The sequence below is a fragment of the Gimesia chilikensis genome (assembly GCF_007744075.1).
GTDB lineage: Bacteria > Planctomycetota > Planctomycetia > Planctomycetales > Planctomycetaceae > Gimesia > Gimesia chilikensis_A.
In genome coordinates this window covers 6,436,532-6,452,014 of record NZ_CP036266.1, presented here as the reverse complement: position 1 = coordinate 6,452,014, position 15,483 = coordinate 6,436,532, and the positions used below count along the sequence as shown (strand labels likewise).

Sequence of the window (15,483 nt, the reverse complement as noted above, 5' to 3'; positions counted from 1 at the left end):
AACCATATGCTGATGAGAAATTAATAGAAAATCAACACAACCGCGAAAAAAGTCTGCGGAGGTAGTGGTTATCGATACAGGCATGTGAGTGGTTAAAAGCGGAATAGGTAGGCTGTCTGTTCCGCGGCGTGTTCCAGAGAATTGATCATTTCAATCTCCGCGCGCTTCATTGTGAGGTAGTCTTGAATCCGTGATTCACCGAATTGGCGTTGAAACAGGGAGTCTGCTTCCAGGGCAGACAATGATACCGACAGATCAGAGGGATAACGCCTCATGCCGCGCGATTCTCGTTCGGCTTCGCTCAATAATGCCGGATCGGTCATGACTGGTTCGCCGGGAGAAGCACCCTGATCGATTCCGTCCAGGCCGGCACAGAGCAGTGCTGAGAGCGCCAGGTAAGGATTGCATGTCGGATCAGAGGGTTTGAATTCTACATTGACAGTGGCGGATTCCTGTCCCAGAAATCCGGAGGCTGCACGGAGCGTTGCTTCGCGATTGTCAGGTCCCCAGGAGGCATAACAGGAACTCCAGCAACGTTCGACAAATCGACTGTAGGAATTGGTTGTCGGTGCGGTAAACGCCATGACTGCCGGCAGGTGATTCAGAACTCCTGCTGTGAACTGCAGCGCCAGTTCTGAAAGTCCAAAAGCGGCATTGGGATCGTAGAACAGATTCTGTTCGCTCTCTTTATCCCAGAGGCTGAAATGGATATGACAGCCATTTCCGGCTGAATCAGGTGAGGCTTTAGGCATGAAGGAAATCCGGAAATCATTCGCCAGGGCGACGCCGCGCACCGTTTCTTTGAAAATGACCTGCTGGTCTGCGGAAAGCATTCCGGCCTGATGGCGAATGGGGATTTCATGCTGACCATGGCCCGCTTCCGGGTAATACTTCTCAACCTGCACGCCCTGCTGTTCCAGTGCAGAGAGCATTGGCAGTATGTAGGGGCTGGCCATATCCATGGCTGCGGAACTGAAGCAGTTCGTCTGATCGAGGGGCTCCCAGTTGCCATTCACATTGCGATAGATGGTAAACTCGTTTTCAAAGGCCGCTCTGAGGACCAGTCCGCGTTCAGAAAGTCTGTCGAGAAACGTCTGCAGTAAATGTCGCGGACAGAGTTCCCAGGGATCTCCCTGGATCGTATTCAGGTTAGAGATCATCCGCGCATGGCCTGGCAGGTAAGGGAGCACCTGAAAGGTATTGATGTCCGGGCAGATCCGCACTTCACCCACGGGTTGAAACTGGCTTTCCGGAGGCAGGTGATCGAAGACCGTCACCGAAGCCTGGGCCTGCGTCAGGCCCAGGCCGTGTGCGAGTACATCATCGATACTACCGGGCAGAAACGCTTTGCCTCGCGCGATGCCATCGGGGCCGACATAAATCGCCCGCACCAGTTCCACGTTGTATTCCCGCAGCTGTTTTTCCAGTAGATCGCGCTGCATCTGCGTCTCTCTGTTGTCTGAAGTGATAGTAGAGTGAAAAGAGTCGATGCCGCGAGTTAGCGCATCACAACTGCCGTCTTTTTAATCTGTTTATGGCAGGCGATGCAGGTCATCGTCAGATGCAGATAGCTGAGTGACACTCCATCAATATTTTTCTTTTTCGCATAATCCTGCAGCTCTTTAGCCGCATTGCGAAACTCGGCACTCTGTTGAGCGAAAACCGGACCTTCCACGACTTGCCACTGGGTCGCGTTACTCATATCAATCAGCTTTTGCGCGCCTTTCTGGATCTGTTGGAAGTCCTCTGTCATCATGCCTTCCAGAACCTGTTTGGAACTATCCAGTTTGGCCTGCATGAATTGAGACACTTTTTCCTGCGCAGGATTTTTCTTCTGGTTCTTTGCTGTTACAGGAGCCAACTCAGTGGCGCTGGCGGGAGAAAGAGTTGAGTGGCGATCTCCACTGCTGGTGACCAGAACTCCACAGACGAGAATAAACAGGATATTGCGCATAGCTGCTCCTCCAATGGTGCCTCAGGAAAGAAAGGTACCTGCGGTGTTTCAAACCAGATCACAGGCCCTGACTGAATTCTAAAAGATTCATTCAGATTCTGGAAAGGTGAATCAGTGAATTTTCACAATCCACTTCTTAAGGCACCAATGTAAGCAGCGAGACCAGAGGGTCAGATTCTTTTACCTGCGTTCCAGGCGGGAGGATCACTCGCTGGAAAGGATTCGTCTGCCGCCTCATCAATGGCATTCAGGGGACGCTTGCCTGACATGTCGGTAATGATCGTCAACAGCAGCGATGCGGATTCCAGACATTCAACCGCGTGTGGTTCAGCGTGAGGAAGATGCAACAACCTGCCTGCGGTCAGCTCATGTGATTCACCCAGGCAGTTGAATTTTACACGGCCTTCGAGGCATTGAATGGTGATAATGCCGGGCGCTGTGTGCTCAGGCAAAGTCTTACCAGCCTTTAAAACCAGGCGAATGACCTGGAACTCTTCCGTTTTGACCAGCGTGGTTGTTTTAGCTGACTCCAGATCTGCCCCCAGCGGGCTTATGTCAACCACTTCACCCGCTTTGGCATGTGAAAGTGTCATGACTGCTATCCTTCTGTTAGAGTCTATGGCTTCTTCAGTAATCCAGTAGTGATTACCAAATCAGGCACGCGAACTGTAAAGCTGGCGGGTGCCTGTATTTATTGTAAGGCTCCAGACGCGTACAGAAAAGGGGCGATTCCCAAAAGGGGCCGAGAAGCCGCCTAACTTTGCTGCATCTGCTGCACGCCCCTCTCCAGAATCTGCTGCGCTGACAGGCTGATTTTGGGATCACACAATTCCCAGGGAGTTTGATCGGTCCGGATACAATGTGCAAAATGTTCGGTCGCTGTCTGCAGGGTAAGCACTGGACACTCGACTTTGACTTCTGTTCCCAGAGGTTCGTCCTCGGTTGCCAGCATCAGTCTTCCTTTTTTATGCGGTTCGACAATCAAGGTTCCCTCGGTGCCATAGATCGCAGTTGCGTAAGCTGTCAGTTTACCGACTTGTGACCACGATCCTTCCGCGGTTGCAATCCCGTGCGGGTACTGCATGACGATCAGCGCATTGTCTTCTACACCAAGCGGGGCAGGGCGGTACTGTCCTCCCAGGCCGGTGACTGAATCCGGTTCTCCCAGCAGATTACTGGCCAGGACACAGCCGTAACAACAGTAATCCATCATGGCGCCGGCACCATTCAGCTCTGGATTAAACAGCCAATCACAGAAATAATCACTGCAGCCCAGTTCTTTAGGGCCGGCATGGGCGGCCCGGTATTTCACCTGCCAGAGGTCTCCGATGCCACCCGCTTTGGCTAAGGTAATCGCATGTTGCATCTGGGGCCACCAGGCGAAAGGCCAGTTGACCATCAGGCATAGATCTTTTGCTTGAGCGGCAGCCAGCATCGCCTCCGCCTGCGCGAGACTCGCAGCCATCGGCTTTTCGATCATCACGTGCAGCCCCCGTTCCAAGGCCAGTAGTGTGAGTTCCGCCCCGGCTTTGTTACTGCTGAAAATGAAGACGCCATCCAGTTCCTGTTCGCTCAATAGTTCTTCAGGTGTTTCATAAACGGGGCATCCATATTCGCTCTGAATGCGTTCCCGCAAGGCCAGATTGGTATCGAAGGCTCCCACGAGCTCCGCATTTTCAGAATGCACCAGCTGGGGCAGATGATCCCAGACGTGGTCATGAATTAAGCCGAGAACTCCGATGCGTACTGGTGATTGTGACATGCTGTAGCTCAATATTTAAAAGAGAAGGTTGAGTTATTGATTTTCCTGCTGAACGAATTCGGTGAAACTCTGTCTAATCTGCTCGATTTGCGTTTCCGTATAGTCGAGTCGTTCTGCCTGTCCCCAGACGGGAGCCGGCCAGTAAGGGTCGGTATGTTTCCGCCCAATCACATGAATATGCAATTGGCTGACAACATTGCCCAGCGTGGCGATATTTAATTTATCCGGTTTACAGTGTTGTTGCAGGTAACGGGCAACCAGATTCACCTCGCTCAGAATTGCGGTCTGCTGTGCGAAAGGGAGTCGCGTCAGCTCAATTTCCTCGCAGTGGGGAACCAGAATGAACCAGTCGACCAGCGCATTGTTCATCAACAGCAGTCGTGATTCCGTCAGCTCACAGATGGGGTGGCAGTCTGCCTGCAGGCGTGCGTCCAGTTCCATGGGAATTCCTTTTTCATGAACCATATTTTACTCGTTTAGCCGGCCCGGTTGATCAGAAAGGTTGCCATCTGGTCGAAAAACATTTCCAGAGTCTGGCGAATTTCCGCGGGAACTTCTGTCTCAGTCATGGCGGCAGTCATCAGCTCCATCCAGCGATCTCGGGCACTCTGGTTGATCGCAAACGGCGCGTGACGCATACGGAGAGCAGGATGTCCCCGCTCCTTTAGATAACGCTGGGGGCCACCGAGACGATATACCAGAAATTCTTTCAGTCGATATTCTGCGCCATCCAGATCATCCTGCGGGTACATGGGGTTCAGAATGTCGTCCGTTTTCACTCGACGATAAAAGGCAGCGATCAACTGCTCCAGATGGGCTTCTCCCAGGTGATCAAAGATTTCTTCCAGTGCGATCTGATTCATCGAGTTTCGCGTTTCCTCTATGGTGCCGTATATTTCTCTCTGTACTTAAAATTTGGCAGAACGTAGTAGGGCCTGCCGTCGAATTTGTGTATCTTAGGATTTACGGGTTCAGATTCCTACCCTCCCGTAGTTCTGAGCTGGATGCACTCTTAAAGTCATTTCAGTGGAGAAGTGATGTACTCCCGAATCTGTTGTCTGTTGACTCTCTTTATTTTTACGTGTCACTCTGAACTGGGAGCGGGAGAACCAGTCTGGAAGAACTTCACTGCCAGCCCCTGGTTTGCAGAGCAGATCTCGTATCAGCATCTTGAGCCTGAGGTGCGTGCCATCATCGTCGCTCCGCTGCCCCGTCGCATTGCAGTCGAGAAGCCGACTCGCGTTGTGTTCTTCGCGACTCCCAATGGAAATACGATCGAACAGACACTGGGTTGTCAAAAACAGGAAGGACGCGACTGGCATTTTGAGATCCAGCAGATTGCCGCTCAGCACCGCCAGTGGCAGGCCTGGAATCCCGGGGAGAATCTGATCCTGGTCTGCCTGGAGGCTGAAGGTCTCAGCTGGCCACGCTGGCGGGCGCGTCACCCGGACAATCCTGTATTGATTCAGAACATCATTCGCAGCATCCTGTCTGAGATTCCGCTGAAAACACCACGTCTCACACTGGCCTGTCACAGTGGGGGTGGCAGTTTTATGTGGGGATTTCTCAATGGGACAGACCAGATTTCAGAACAGGTCGATCGGTTTCTCTTTCTGGATGCGAACTACTCTTTCAGTGTCGCGGATCGGCATGGTCAGAAGTTTCTGAACTGGCTCCAGGGGGATGAGAAACGCTGCCTGATTGTGATTTGTTATGATGACCGCAACGTACTCTTCCAGGGCAAGAAGGTCATCGGCCCGACGGGAGGGACTTACCGCGCGACGGGCCGCATGCGCGATCGGTTTGCCCGCGAGTTGAAGTTCCAGGAAACTCACTCGGGAGATTTACAGATCGCGTCTGCCCTCAACGGCCGGTTGACTCTGATCACGCACCTTAATCCGCAGAATCGAATTCTGCATACCGCACTGGTAGGCGACATGAACGGATACCTTTACGGTATGACGGTAAATACTCCACCCGGCCAGCAGATCAAATTACCGCAGGGACCCCGTCAGTATGTCCGCTGGATCCAACCGGAACCCTTCAAGGAGCCGGTGGTGGAGAAGGCCAATTAAAACAGTGGCGCTTTCCCCAACTGGCGACGTATAACCGCCCACTGGCCGGCGTGCATCATCCAGTGCGTCGCTTCTCCTGCAAAAATGCAACCAACTGTTGGTCCCAGATAGTTCACTTTTTCCGGCGCTGGTTGCGACAGCTGCTCATCACTCAGTGTTGCGAGCAACTTTGAACTGGCTTCACGCTGTTCGTGCATCAGCTGGATGTACTCGGCTTTACTCAGGAAGTCTGCCGGCTCATCACTGGCAGCGGTTTCTCTGGTGTGTCGTTCCGCAAATCCTGCGGGCAGCGCAGGCATCGCATCGGGGGCGACTTCAGATACATGCATGTGCTCACTCTGGATCAGGTGCCCCAGCTGCCAGGCGATGTGGTTCATGTTCTCTGCGGGTCTCACCAGCAGTTCTGCGTCGGTCAGATCATCCAGGTACATGTTGACGACAGTGGTCGGAAGTTGCAGGGCTGCGGTAATGTGTTCTGCCAGACTCATAATATGGTTCTCACTCTCAAACAGGGGGTATTTAGATTCGAGTAGATGCGACTATTGAAAAGCGAAGGTTAGAGAATTTCCACGGGTTGTTTGCGTGGCGCCCAGAGTGCCTCGGCAAACTTGACACGACAGGTCTGACCGCGGTAGCGGGCCAGGTTCTCTTTTCCCTGCAGGGCTCCGTTGGATTGTGCGGGATCGTACTCGACGTTGCGTTGTAATGCCATATAACGTCCCAGCCATTCCTGGGATTTCTCCCAGTAATCCGTCACATCCACGAACGTATCGGGTTCAAACCCGATGGTATGGCCCGGACCGTTATCATAATGATAAATCTTGCGTGGTCCTCTGAACCGATCTTCGTTCAGAACCCGTCCTCCATGATTCAAGGCGATTTTACTCAGCTGGGAAGCCACTGTGTGGTCGTGATGATGATCGAATTCCCAGAGCTGCAATGCGATGTCCGGTTTGATGTCGTGTATCGCGGCAGCCACTTTTTCTTTGGTTTCCTGATTGGTGTCATATCGATGTGAGGCAAAATCCAGATAACGGGTTTCAATGCCGTAGTCCCGGGCAATGCGGACGACCCCCTCTTTAAATTCCGCTTCCCGTCCCTTGGTCGGGGGCCAGTTACTGTAGTCGCCGATCAGAATCAGTTGTACGACCCGGTAGTTCTTGGCAACCGCCTGCAGCATGATCCCGGGGACGCCGTAAGCGCAGTCATCAAAGTGGGCTCCGATGGCGAGTAGTGTTTTCTGATCAGCCATGTCCGAGATACTCCCTTCGAAGGAATCGTTTGAATACCAGAACAGCATCCGTTTGAATGTCGTATCTGATCATACCTGAGCAGGGCTGTGGTCGCTATGAATAAGGGGCGGTATAGAAAAAGAAGGAGCCCGACCAGAAACAGTGTTCTGGCCGGGCCTGGTTGATCAGAGTGCGCCTGATCGAGTAGTTTAGGCAGGACGTTATTTAAGCGGGCGGGAGGTTATGCCAGTTCCGCGCGTTTGCTGGAACTGTTAATGAAAAACTCAAGGTATTCGGACTGGGCAATGATCAGGTCAAATAGTTCCTCAGCTGCCTCAAGGTTTTTGGTTTCAATAATATCTTTGACTGCTTCACACAGGTTTTGCGCGGGAGTGTAAATGTCGACCGGCGTTGCTTCCGACAACTCACCCAGGGCACTTTTCAGATTATGAGCGAATGCCTGTTTGAGCTCCTCCCGGTCACGGGTTTTATAAATGACCCCGGTGATGCCGAGTTTCTTTGCCAGTTCCAGTCGTTCCTGTTGTCGATTCTGAGTCTGGTTACCGGGCTGGATCGATGTCATCAGGAAATACATGGGGGCTTCAAGTTGGCCATCGTCGTTATAACGCTCCTGTTTCTGTACCTTCAGGAACAGATCCAGGCCGTCCAGCTCACGCATTACCAGTTCCGAGAACACGATTTTAATCTCGCTGTCCTGTTCCAGGATGGAAAGGGCTTCAAAACCGGAAGAGGCACAGATGACTTCATAGCCCAGCTCTTCCAGTAACCTGGTATGCACGTAGCAGGTATATCCAACATCATCAACAACTAATACTTTCATAGGCGCAATTCTCGATCAGGGGTGAATTCGTTTTTTTTCGGTTCATCCACTTTTAAAAAACTGAAACTGTCTTTCCTTTCGCAGTGAATTCTTTCTACTCGCTCGCACTCTGCGAAAACCGGGTGGGAAACTCCATGAAAAAACACTCGACTCTGGTGGGAGGGAGTGTTTACTCGCAAATCACAACTTCGCAGCCAGCCAGCAGGCCGCTTGCGGTGTTTTTTGAACTCGAACAGGTTGTGAATAAAAGTGTTTTGCATGATGTGTCCGTAAAAACTATATCACATATTTCTCTGCGTAAGCCTGTTTTCGGTTCTCGTTACAGCTTCCGAATCGCCTGGAAATGTTACATTACCTGTTCATTTTCATTCCTGTTTGAAGACCTAATGCAACATTCACACTGCCTGTCTACCAGACCTGGCAAAATGTGCCTGAAATCAGCGATTTTCTACTGCTGCGGAAATGTTGCTTTGGGACAACATCAGACCGCAGAATAATCCCCACTTTTTTCCGAAAATTCTGGGAGGTGATTGCCCGCCAAAGCGGTACTCAGTCTGGACTTTGCCAGAGGGGGGGCTTACGATTATAGGTTGAACAATTTTACTTCTGAAGCGGATCTGAATCTGTCTCAAATGCGTTTCATCAAACAGATAAGGGAATACAAATGAGTGAAGTCACACGTCGCAGTTTTCTGCAAACCAGCGCCGGTGCAGTGGCAGCAACTTCGCTGCTGAGCAATACCGCCCGTGCCGATGTGAATGGAAAAATCCGAGTCGCCGTACTGGGAGTTAACGGTCGCGGACGTACACACATCAAAGCCGTCGGCGATGTCGAAGGAGCCGATGTCGTTCTGCTCTGCGACCCCGATGAACAGGTTCTTGCAAAACGGGCTGCCGAATTCGAAAAGAAATACGGTCGCAAGGTGGAAACAGAGACCGATATGCGAAAGGTGTTTGATCGTGATGACATCGATGTCGTGACAGTAGCAACCCCCAACCACTGGCACTCCCTGGCCACCATCTGGGCCTGTCAGGCTGGTAAAGACGTTTATGTCGAAAAACCGGGTTCGCATAACCTGTTCGAAGGTCGCAAGATGATTGAAGCGGCTGACAAATATAAACGCATCGTCCAGCACGGCGTTCAGTTACGCAGCCAGCCTGCGATCCAGGAAGCGGTCGAACATCTCCGCAAAGGTACGATCGGAGATGTCTACATGGCGCGTGGGCTGGTCTTCCGCTGGCGTCCTTCGATCGGTAAAAAACCGAATGAAAAAGCACCTTCCTATCTCGACTGGAATCTCTGGCAGGGACCTGCTCAGGAAACCGATTTCTCACGTCGTTACGTGCACTACAACTGGCACTGGACCTGGGATTACGGTAACGGCGATGTCGGAAACCAGGGCGTTCACGAAACCGACATGTGTCTCTGGGGGCTGGACGTGAAACTGCCTTCGCAGATCACTGCCATGGGCGGCAAGTTCCTCTGGGACGATGATAAAGTCACCCCGGAACTGCTGACGACGAACTACTTCTATCCGGAAGAGAATAAAATGATTCAGTTCGAAGTTCGTCCCTGGTGCACAAACACGGAAGATGGTGCCACCGTTGGTAATATCTTCTACGGTTCAGAAGGCTACATGGTCATCAAAGGTTATAAATCCTATGAGACCTATCTCGGCCAGAAACGGGAACCCGGTCCGAAGAACAGCGGCGACGATCCTGTCGTAGCGCACTTTACCAACTTCCTGGACGCCGTCCGTTCCCGGAAAGCAGAAACGCTGAACGGCCCGGTTGAAACCGCTCATACGAGCTCCGGAATTGCTCACCTCGGTAACATCGCTTACCGTCTGGGACGGCAGTTAAACTTCGATCCGAAGACCGAACAGTTTGTAAACGACCCGGAAGCAGATAAGTATCTGACTCGTCAGTACCGCAAACCGTTTGTCGTACCCAACGAAGTCTAATCTATGACAATCAAATTTTGTTGAATCGATCAACAGCACTGGAGCCCGGCTTCAGTGCTGTTTTTTATGCGCGGCGTGCAACGCATTGACCAGACAAAAAAATAGAGGCTGATCCACGTTGCCGCAGATCAGCCTCCGGTTAAATTTCGTTTGGATCGAGGTGATCCTCACGAGTGGTGGTTGCCGATGACAACCCGCCAGTAGTCGCTAAGAACAACCACCTTTCTGGCTACAACAATAACTGTCCACTCAATCACCTCCTTTTCTTTGTAAAACTCCCTGTTTCATCATCGGTCTGTAGCTCCAATTAGAATACAGGCTTCAGTCCTGTCGCACTGCGTGGGTGCGACACAGTCTACAATGGTATTTTTGCAAATACCCGAGATCTGGCAATACCGATTTCTTGTCCTCACGCGGAATTTCTCAAGAACAGGAATTACCTCAAAACCTAACTTATTCAGCTTGAATGAGATAAGGATTTTGTATCTCGACAGTAATTCAAACGGGGGTAGAATCTTATTTGCAGACCCTCGTTGAAAATACTGTTTTCCTGTGTACTGACACTCCTCCAGCAGGAGGGGTTCGGAGTTTTATTTTTGTTCTTCCGGCGCCATATGAGGTTCGAACACGGTCCGACTGGCCACCTCTGCCTGGCGGATGGCTGTGACGGCTTCGTCGTACAGCACTTCCTGACAACGCACCAGATTCTTTTCCTTATTGGGGGTGATCCGCTCATAGACACCATCACCATTCAGAACCCGTGCCTTGGCGTTGTCTTCAAAATAACAGTTCAGAATTTTGATCAGTTTGTTCCGGCAGTTTTCTTCTTCAACGGGAACCAGCAGTTCCACCCGGCGGTCGAGATTGCGCGGCATCCAGTCTGCACTGGAGATGAATACCCGCTCATCGCCTCCATGATAAAAATACAGAATGCGGGCATGTTCCAGGAAACGATCAATGATACTCACGACTTCGATATTTTTACTGAGCTTGGCAACTCCCGGGCGCAGGCAGCAGATACCGCGAATATTCAATTTGACTTTCACGCCGGCTTCAGAAGCCTCGTACAGGGCATCAATAATATCCGGATCGACCAGAGAATTAATTTTGGCCACGATCCGCGCTTTCTGTCCCTGTTTCTTTCGCTCCGTTTCGTGGTGGATCATATCCAGCAGTTTGTCGCGTAGACTGATCGGAGCCGCTTCCAGCTTCTGATATTTCTGGGGAATCGAATATCCGGTGATCGAATTAAAGAAGTTGATCGCATCGGAGGCGAGCACTTCGTCAGACGTGAAGTAACTGATGTCGCTGTAGATCTTGGCGGTAGCATCGTTATAGTTACCGGTTCCAAAATGCATGTAGCGTTGAATCCCGTGAGGCTCGCGACGAATGATGCAGCAGATTTTGGCGTGTGTCTTGAGTCCTTTCACTCCATAGATCACCTGCACCCCTGCATGCTCAAGGTTTTTAGCCCATTCGATATTCCGGGCTTCGTCAAAGCGGGCCTTCAGTTCCACGATCGCGGTGACATGCTTGCCCTGCTCGGCAGCGCGAATCAGGGCTGCCACAATCGGGCTGTGTTTACTCGTACGATACAGAATCTGTTTGATGGCGAGCACATCGGGATCGACGGCTGCTTCTTCTACCAGCCGGACCACAGGCTCAAAGCTCTCGTAAGGATGGCAGAGCAGAATGTCCTGACGGGTAATGTTTTCAAACATACTGATTCGCGGATTCACTTCCGGAGAAGGTTGAGGAGGCCAGTTGGCATCCTTCTGGCTGTCAAAGCCGGAAATATCAGTCAGACGCATGAACGCAGTCAGATCCAGGGGACCGGGAATGCGATAGACGTTTTCATCCAGTACCCCCAGGCCCCGTTCCAGAAATTCCAGGGTTTCAACGGATACCGATTCGGCAATCTCCAGGCGAATACAGTCACCCTGCTTTCGCTGATCGAGCATGTCTTCCATCTGGTGCAGCAGGTCTGAAGCGAACTCATCCTGCAGACTGACATCGGCGTTTTTTGTTACACGAAAAGGGATGCATTCCAGAACTTCTTCGCCCCGGAAAAAATGTTCGATAAACAGACAGACGGCATCCTCCATCGGCAGATACTGGTATCCGCCTTCCGAAGGGAGCGTGATGAAACGAAAATCAGTGCGACCGAAGGGGATGATGGCAAACCGGTCCCGGGGCTTTTTACTTTTTTCATCGGGGCTCAGTCGTACCACAATGTTGAGGGTGTGGTTGACCAGGTAAGGAAAATCCATATCCGGCGTCACGGCCATTGGTGTCAGGACCGGATAGATCTCATCCCGAAAGACGTGTTCTACGATTCTCCGTTGTGAGTCTGAAAGATCGAGGGGATTGACGCGTTGAAAGCCGGCCTCCGCCAGCGGTGGTTCAATCTCTTTCAACAGACACTGATACTGATCCACCATCATCTGATGAGCGCGCAGACTGATGGCTTCCAGTGTTTCTCTGGCGGTCATTCCGGAGGGGTCTGTACTCGTATTACCACTGGCCTGCAGCAGGTGCAAACCACCCACGCGGACCATAAAGAACTCATCCAGGTTGGAACTGGTGATGGCCAGAAATTTCAAACGTTCCAGCAATGGAATACTCGTGTCGTGGGCTTCATCCAGAACGCGTTGATTGAATTCCAGCCAGCTTAATTCACGGTTCAGGTAATTCGCAGTATTCGAAGCCATGGGCAAACTGATGTCCTGTTGGATATGGATGATGACTCAATCGGCAGTGATATCGAGTCCGCTGCCGGATGTTCCTTATTGTTTTTTTCTCAAATGGACTTTCATTCCGAAGACTTCTTCGAACAAAGGTCCTTTTTCCACGAGCGCGATCTGTTCCAGGGAAACGTCTTCCACATGGGGAATGGAAATAATTAACTGTCCCTGAGTAATTTCACATTCAATTTCCTGTACGCGTTGCGAGTAGGAATAATCCAGTGCGTCGGCAACGCGAAGAATGGCCGCCATCTTGGCGATCGCGATGCGACTGAAACGGTCTAAAGTGGAATACCCCTGGTGAGTCGCTTTGGGAGAAGCTCTCCGGTGGTAACGGGCAATCAGCGCCACCAGCAGCAGATCGACCTGACCGAGACCAAACAGGTTCCCGTTGCTGATCAGGTACATGGAATGTTTGTGGTAGCCGCGCTGGTTGACGTAAATGCCGATCTCGTGCAGCAGCGATGCAGTATAAAGCAGCAGTCGGTTTTTTGCGTCCAGCTTATGCTCGTTGTGTAATGACTGAAACAGCGTGTCAGCCAGAAACGCGACATGCCGAGCATGGGCTTCGTCGAAGTCGAACCGTTTCCCAAAGTCAATTGAGGAGCGGATCACCTGCTGATTGAACTCGTCAGTCCAGTTGTTCTGGTCAGCCATTTCTTTCAGCAGACCATCGCGAAAGTTCGCTTTAGTGACGTAGATGTGTTTCTGCTGGTAAGCCTCGGCCAGCTTGGTATAGGCCAGCAACGCAGGCCCCAGAGTCTCTGCATCGGTAAAGGAGAGGTGATACGTCTGTGCCAGCTCATCCTCGCTCTGCTGAAGAATCCGGTCGGTGAACTTGCTTAACTCCGAGACTTTGAGGCGATCCAACTCATCAGGCGAATTACCAGGATCGGGAATCTGATCGTCGGGACGCAGTTGTGCCAGTGCAAATCGGACGTCGCCTCCCAGCACCACCAGTTTGATCGATTTATCCCCGGGGACTTCGTGGGTGATCTGCTGAATCACGCGTTCGATCTGGTTCTCCATGATCGTTCGCTCTTTGGAAAGAGGCACCCGGTATCCTTTGAGCATCTCCCGCAGACGGAGTGCTCCCAGCCGGTAGTTACTGGAGAACAGCACGTTCCCTTCCTGGACCAGCAGCAGTTCCGTTGTTCCCCCACCGATTTCGGTGACGATCGTCTGTGCTTCATCCAGATTGGGCTTCGCTGTCAGGTAGGGACGGATCCCCTGGTAGGTGATGCGGTTGACCTCCGCTTCATCCAGTGGTGAGACTTCAAACCCGGTGGCGATAAAAATCCGGTCGGTGAATGCCAGGCGGTTGTCTGCTTCACGGACCGCGCTGGTAGCGACCACGCGAATCTGGTCGTCACGGGTGATCTGATATTCATCCAGACGGCGGCGATAGCTTTTAAGGATACGAACGCATTCTTCCATCGTCGACTTCTGAATGTTCCTCGTCTGAAAAGTATCCTTCCCCAGCGTGACCGCCTGAGAGAGACGCTCCAGAGCATAGACCGTACCGTCTTCCTTGATCTCGGCAATCGCCATCCGGATGGCGCCGGTGCCGATATCGATCACAGCAATTAAACGATTGGGCATGGATTCCAGTCTGCTGGATCCACCACTCGCCTCAGCTGGAGGGGAATCTTTTGTGTTCATACCTGTGTTTTAATTCTCGAGGATGACTGTTCCTGAACGACTTTCTGAGCCCAGGCGGCTACACCCATGACGCTGGAATCATCTCCCAGCTGGGCGGCGACGACTTTAAATGAATCTTTGAATGTCGGCATGACATTGTGCCGCGTGGCTTCCGAGACCGCTTCGACGAACAGGTCGGGCATCGCTTCCACAAGTCCCCCTCCAAGTACGATGACTTCGGGGGAAAGGGTGTGGACCATGTTACCTGCTGCAATTCCGATGTACTCAGCAGCCCGCAGAATAATTTTTCGTACACTTTCATCGCCCCCTTTAATCGAGGAAGCGAGAATACCGCTGCGAATATCGGACAGGTCTGTGCCTGCCAGCGAGCGGAGCTTGGGAGCATCACCCCGGTAAGCAGCCTGAGCTGCCGCTGCGGAGATCGCCAGTCGACTGGCCAGCGCTTCCAGACAGCCATACTGTCCACATCCGCACTCGGGACCTTCCGGAAGGACTTTGATGTGTCCGATTTCCATACAGGAACTTTTACTGCCCTGAATCAACTGACCTCGATAGACGGCGCCTCCGCCGATCCCCGTTCCCGGGAAGATACCCAGCGTCGAACTCGCCCCTCGGGCAGCGCCGAATCGATACTCGCCATAGACACCCGCATCGACATCATTACAGAGGACTACCGGGCAACCGAACTCTTTCTCAAGTACCTGCTTAACCGGGGCATTGTACCAGCCGAGATTAGGGGCCTCGAAAATGATGCCCTGCTCAAGATCCAGCGGTCCCGGACAACCCACGCCGATCCCCGCCAGTTCGGCAGGTGTGAGACCTGCTTCTTCCAGTGCCTGATGAATTGTCTGAGCCATCCGCTCCAGACCGAGTTCCACCCCCGCGTGCCCCTTGGTTTTTCTGCGTTTCTTTCCCAGGGTTTTATATTGTGAATCAAAGATCTTGGCGAGCATCTTCGTGCCCCCCAGATCGAAACCTGCCCAGTAGCCGCTCTTTGGTTGAACTGAATCAGTAGACATCTTCCAGTTTTCTATCTCTAGGATTTCGCTCTGCTGGTGTGTCAGCGTTTGAAGCGGCTCGCCACTTCTAGACTGAACTCATTTTATTATAGCGAAAAGTTCTTATCTCGTGAATTCTGACGGTTTTAGAACTCGAGAAGCAAGATGGAGCAAGAAATTTATACGATTCTTTAGCAAATGGAGTCGATGATGCGGGATTTGAGCGAGAACAGTCCCCATTTATCGTAGATT

14 protein-coding genes are annotated in these 15,483 nt (G+C 51.9%); 2 read left to right on the top strand and 12 right to left on the bottom strand.

The window, feature by feature from the left end; translation table 11 throughout:
* Positions 1–92 precede the first annotated feature (92 nt).
* The 6 genes from HG66A1_RS24235 to HG66A1_RS24210 all read right to left on the bottom strand — a co-directional run bounded on the left by HG66A1_RS24235 (position 93) and on the right by HG66A1_RS24210 (position 4,579).
* Positions 93–1,442, bottom strand: coding sequence for a glutamine synthetase family protein (locus HG66A1_RS24235; protein WP_145190224.1), 1,350 nt, complete (start codon positions 1,440–1,442; stop codon positions 93–95).
* A 56-nt stretch (positions 1,443–1,498) separates the two neighbouring features.
* On the bottom strand, positions 1,499–1,954 hold the full coding sequence (locus HG66A1_RS24230; protein WP_232106662.1) for a hypothetical protein: 456 nt from the start codon (positions 1,952–1,954) through the stop codon (positions 1,499–1,501).
* Positions 1,955–2,124: 170 nt separating this feature from the next.
* Positions 2,125–2,547 (bottom strand): cupin domain-containing protein, encoded by a 423-nt coding sequence (locus HG66A1_RS24225; protein WP_145190221.1) that lies wholly within the window; start codon positions 2,545–2,547, stop codon positions 2,125–2,127.
* A gap of 161 nt (positions 2,548–2,708) precedes the next feature.
* Positions 2,709–3,716, bottom strand: coding sequence for a Gfo/Idh/MocA family protein (locus tag HG66A1_RS24220; RefSeq protein ID WP_145190218.1), 1,008 nt, complete (start codon positions 3,714–3,716; stop codon positions 2,709–2,711).
* Between the two features lie 33 nt (positions 3,717–3,749).
* Positions 3,750–4,157 (bottom strand): HIT domain-containing protein, encoded by a 408-nt coding sequence (locus HG66A1_RS24215; protein ID WP_145190215.1) that lies wholly within the window; start codon positions 4,155–4,157, stop codon positions 3,750–3,752.
* A 35-nt stretch (positions 4,158–4,192) separates the two neighbouring features.
* On the bottom strand, positions 4,193–4,579 hold the full coding sequence (locus tag HG66A1_RS24210; RefSeq protein ID WP_145190212.1) for a globin: 387 nt from the start codon (positions 4,577–4,579) through the stop codon (positions 4,193–4,195).
* 174 nt (positions 4,580–4,753) lie between these two features.
* On the opposite strand from HG66A1_RS24210, the gene HG66A1_RS24205 reads away from it, so the two are divergent.
* Positions 4,754–5,791, top strand: a complete 1,038-nt coding sequence (locus HG66A1_RS24205; protein ID WP_145190209.1) for a hypothetical protein — start codon at positions 4,754–4,756, stop codon at positions 5,789–5,791.
* On the opposite strand, the gene HG66A1_RS24200 is transcribed toward HG66A1_RS24205, so the two are convergent.
* The 3 genes from HG66A1_RS24200 to HG66A1_RS24190 form a co-directional block, all read right to left on the bottom strand.
* On the bottom strand, positions 5,788–6,279 hold the full coding sequence (locus tag HG66A1_RS24200; protein WP_145190206.1) for a DinB family protein: 492 nt from the start codon (positions 6,277–6,279) through the stop codon (positions 5,788–5,790). The genes HG66A1_RS24205 and HG66A1_RS24200 overlap by 4 nt on opposite strands.
* A 68-nt stretch (positions 6,280–6,347) precedes the next feature.
* Positions 6,348–7,043, bottom strand: a complete 696-nt coding sequence (locus HG66A1_RS24195; RefSeq protein WP_197996774.1) for a PIG-L deacetylase family protein — start codon at positions 7,041–7,043, stop codon at positions 6,348–6,350.
* Positions 7,044–7,264: 221 nt separating this feature from the next.
* Positions 7,265–7,864, bottom strand: a complete 600-nt coding sequence (locus HG66A1_RS24190; protein WP_145190201.1) for a response regulator — start codon at positions 7,862–7,864, stop codon at positions 7,265–7,267.
* 664 nt (positions 7,865–8,528) lie between these two features.
* Between HG66A1_RS24190 and HG66A1_RS24185 the strand changes: the two genes are divergently transcribed.
* On the top strand, positions 8,529–9,827 hold the full coding sequence (locus HG66A1_RS24185) for a Gfo/Idh/MocA family protein (RefSeq protein WP_145043194.1): 1,299 nt from the start codon (positions 8,529–8,531) through the stop codon (positions 9,825–9,827).
* Positions 9,828–10,417: 590 nt separating this feature from the next.
* On the opposite strand, the gene ppk1 is transcribed toward HG66A1_RS24185, so the two are convergent.
* From ppk1 to HG66A1_RS24170, 3 genes are all read right to left on the bottom strand, one after another.
* Entirely contained in the window at positions 10,418–12,538 is a 2,121-nt protein-coding gene (gene ppk1, locus HG66A1_RS24180; protein ID WP_145190198.1) for a polyphosphate kinase 1, read from the bottom strand.
* A 75-nt stretch (positions 12,539–12,613) separates the two neighbouring features.
* A complete protein-coding gene (locus tag HG66A1_RS24175) occupies positions 12,614–14,173 on the bottom strand; it encodes an HD domain-containing protein (protein ID WP_232102033.1) in 1,560 nt (519 codons plus the stop codon).
* Between the two features lie 56 nt (positions 14,174–14,229).
* Positions 14,230–15,252, bottom strand: coding sequence for an ROK family protein (locus tag HG66A1_RS24170; RefSeq protein ID WP_145190192.1), 1,023 nt, complete (start codon positions 15,250–15,252; stop codon positions 14,230–14,232).
* Between the last annotated feature and the right edge of the window lie 231 nt (positions 15,253–15,483).

What these genes read in the sequence shown, in the direction of transcription:
- HG66A1_RS24190 (WP_145190201.1), bottom strand. Translation starts at nt 7,864, where the DNA reads ATGAAAGTATTAGTTGTTGATGATGTTGGATATACCTGCTACGTGCAT.
- HG66A1_RS24235 (WP_145190224.1), bottom strand. Translation starts at nt 1,442, where the DNA reads ATGCAGCGCGATCTACTGGAAAAACAGCTGCGGGAATACAACGTGGAA.
- HG66A1_RS24210 (WP_145190212.1), bottom strand. Translation starts at nt 4,579, where the DNA reads ATGAATCAGATCGCACTGGAAGAAATCTTTGATCACCTGGGAGAAGCC.
- HG66A1_RS24185 (WP_145043194.1), top strand. Translation starts at nt 8,529, where the DNA reads ATGAGTGAAGTCACACGTCGCAGTTTTCTGCAAACCAGCGCCGGTGCA.
- ppk1 (WP_145190198.1), bottom strand. Translation starts at nt 12,538, where the DNA reads ATGGCTTCGAATACTGCGAATTACCTGAACCGTGAATTAAGCTGGCTG.
- HG66A1_RS24175 (WP_232102033.1), bottom strand. Translation starts at nt 14,173, where the DNA reads ATGCCCAATCGTTTAATTGCTGTGATCGATATCGGCACCGGCGCCATC.
- HG66A1_RS24195 (WP_197996774.1), bottom strand. Translation starts at nt 7,043, where the DNA reads ATGGCTGATCAGAAAACACTACTCGCCATCGGAGCCCACTTTGATGAC.
- HG66A1_RS24215 (WP_145190215.1), bottom strand. Translation starts at nt 4,157, where the DNA reads ATGGAACTGGACGCACGCCTGCAGGCAGACTGCCACCCCATCTGTGAG.
- HG66A1_RS24230 (WP_232106662.1), bottom strand. Translation starts at nt 1,954, where the DNA reads ATGCGCAATATCCTGTTTATTCTCGTCTGTGGAGTTCTGGTCACCAGC.
- HG66A1_RS24205 (WP_145190209.1), top strand. Translation starts at nt 4,754, where the DNA reads ATGTACTCCCGAATCTGTTGTCTGTTGACTCTCTTTATTTTTACGTGT.
- HG66A1_RS24170 (WP_145190192.1), bottom strand. Translation starts at nt 15,252, where the DNA reads ATGTCTACTGATTCAGTTCAACCAAAGAGCGGCTACTGGGCAGGTTTC.
- HG66A1_RS24225 (WP_145190221.1), bottom strand. Translation starts at nt 2,547, where the DNA reads ATGACACTTTCACATGCCAAAGCGGGTGAAGTGGTTGACATAAGCCCG.
- HG66A1_RS24220 (WP_145190218.1), bottom strand. Translation starts at nt 3,716, where the DNA reads ATGTCACAATCACCAGTACGCATCGGAGTTCTCGGCTTAATTCATGAC.
- HG66A1_RS24200 (WP_145190206.1), bottom strand. Translation starts at nt 6,279, where the DNA reads ATGAGTCTGGCAGAACACATTACCGCAGCCCTGCAACTTCCGACCACT.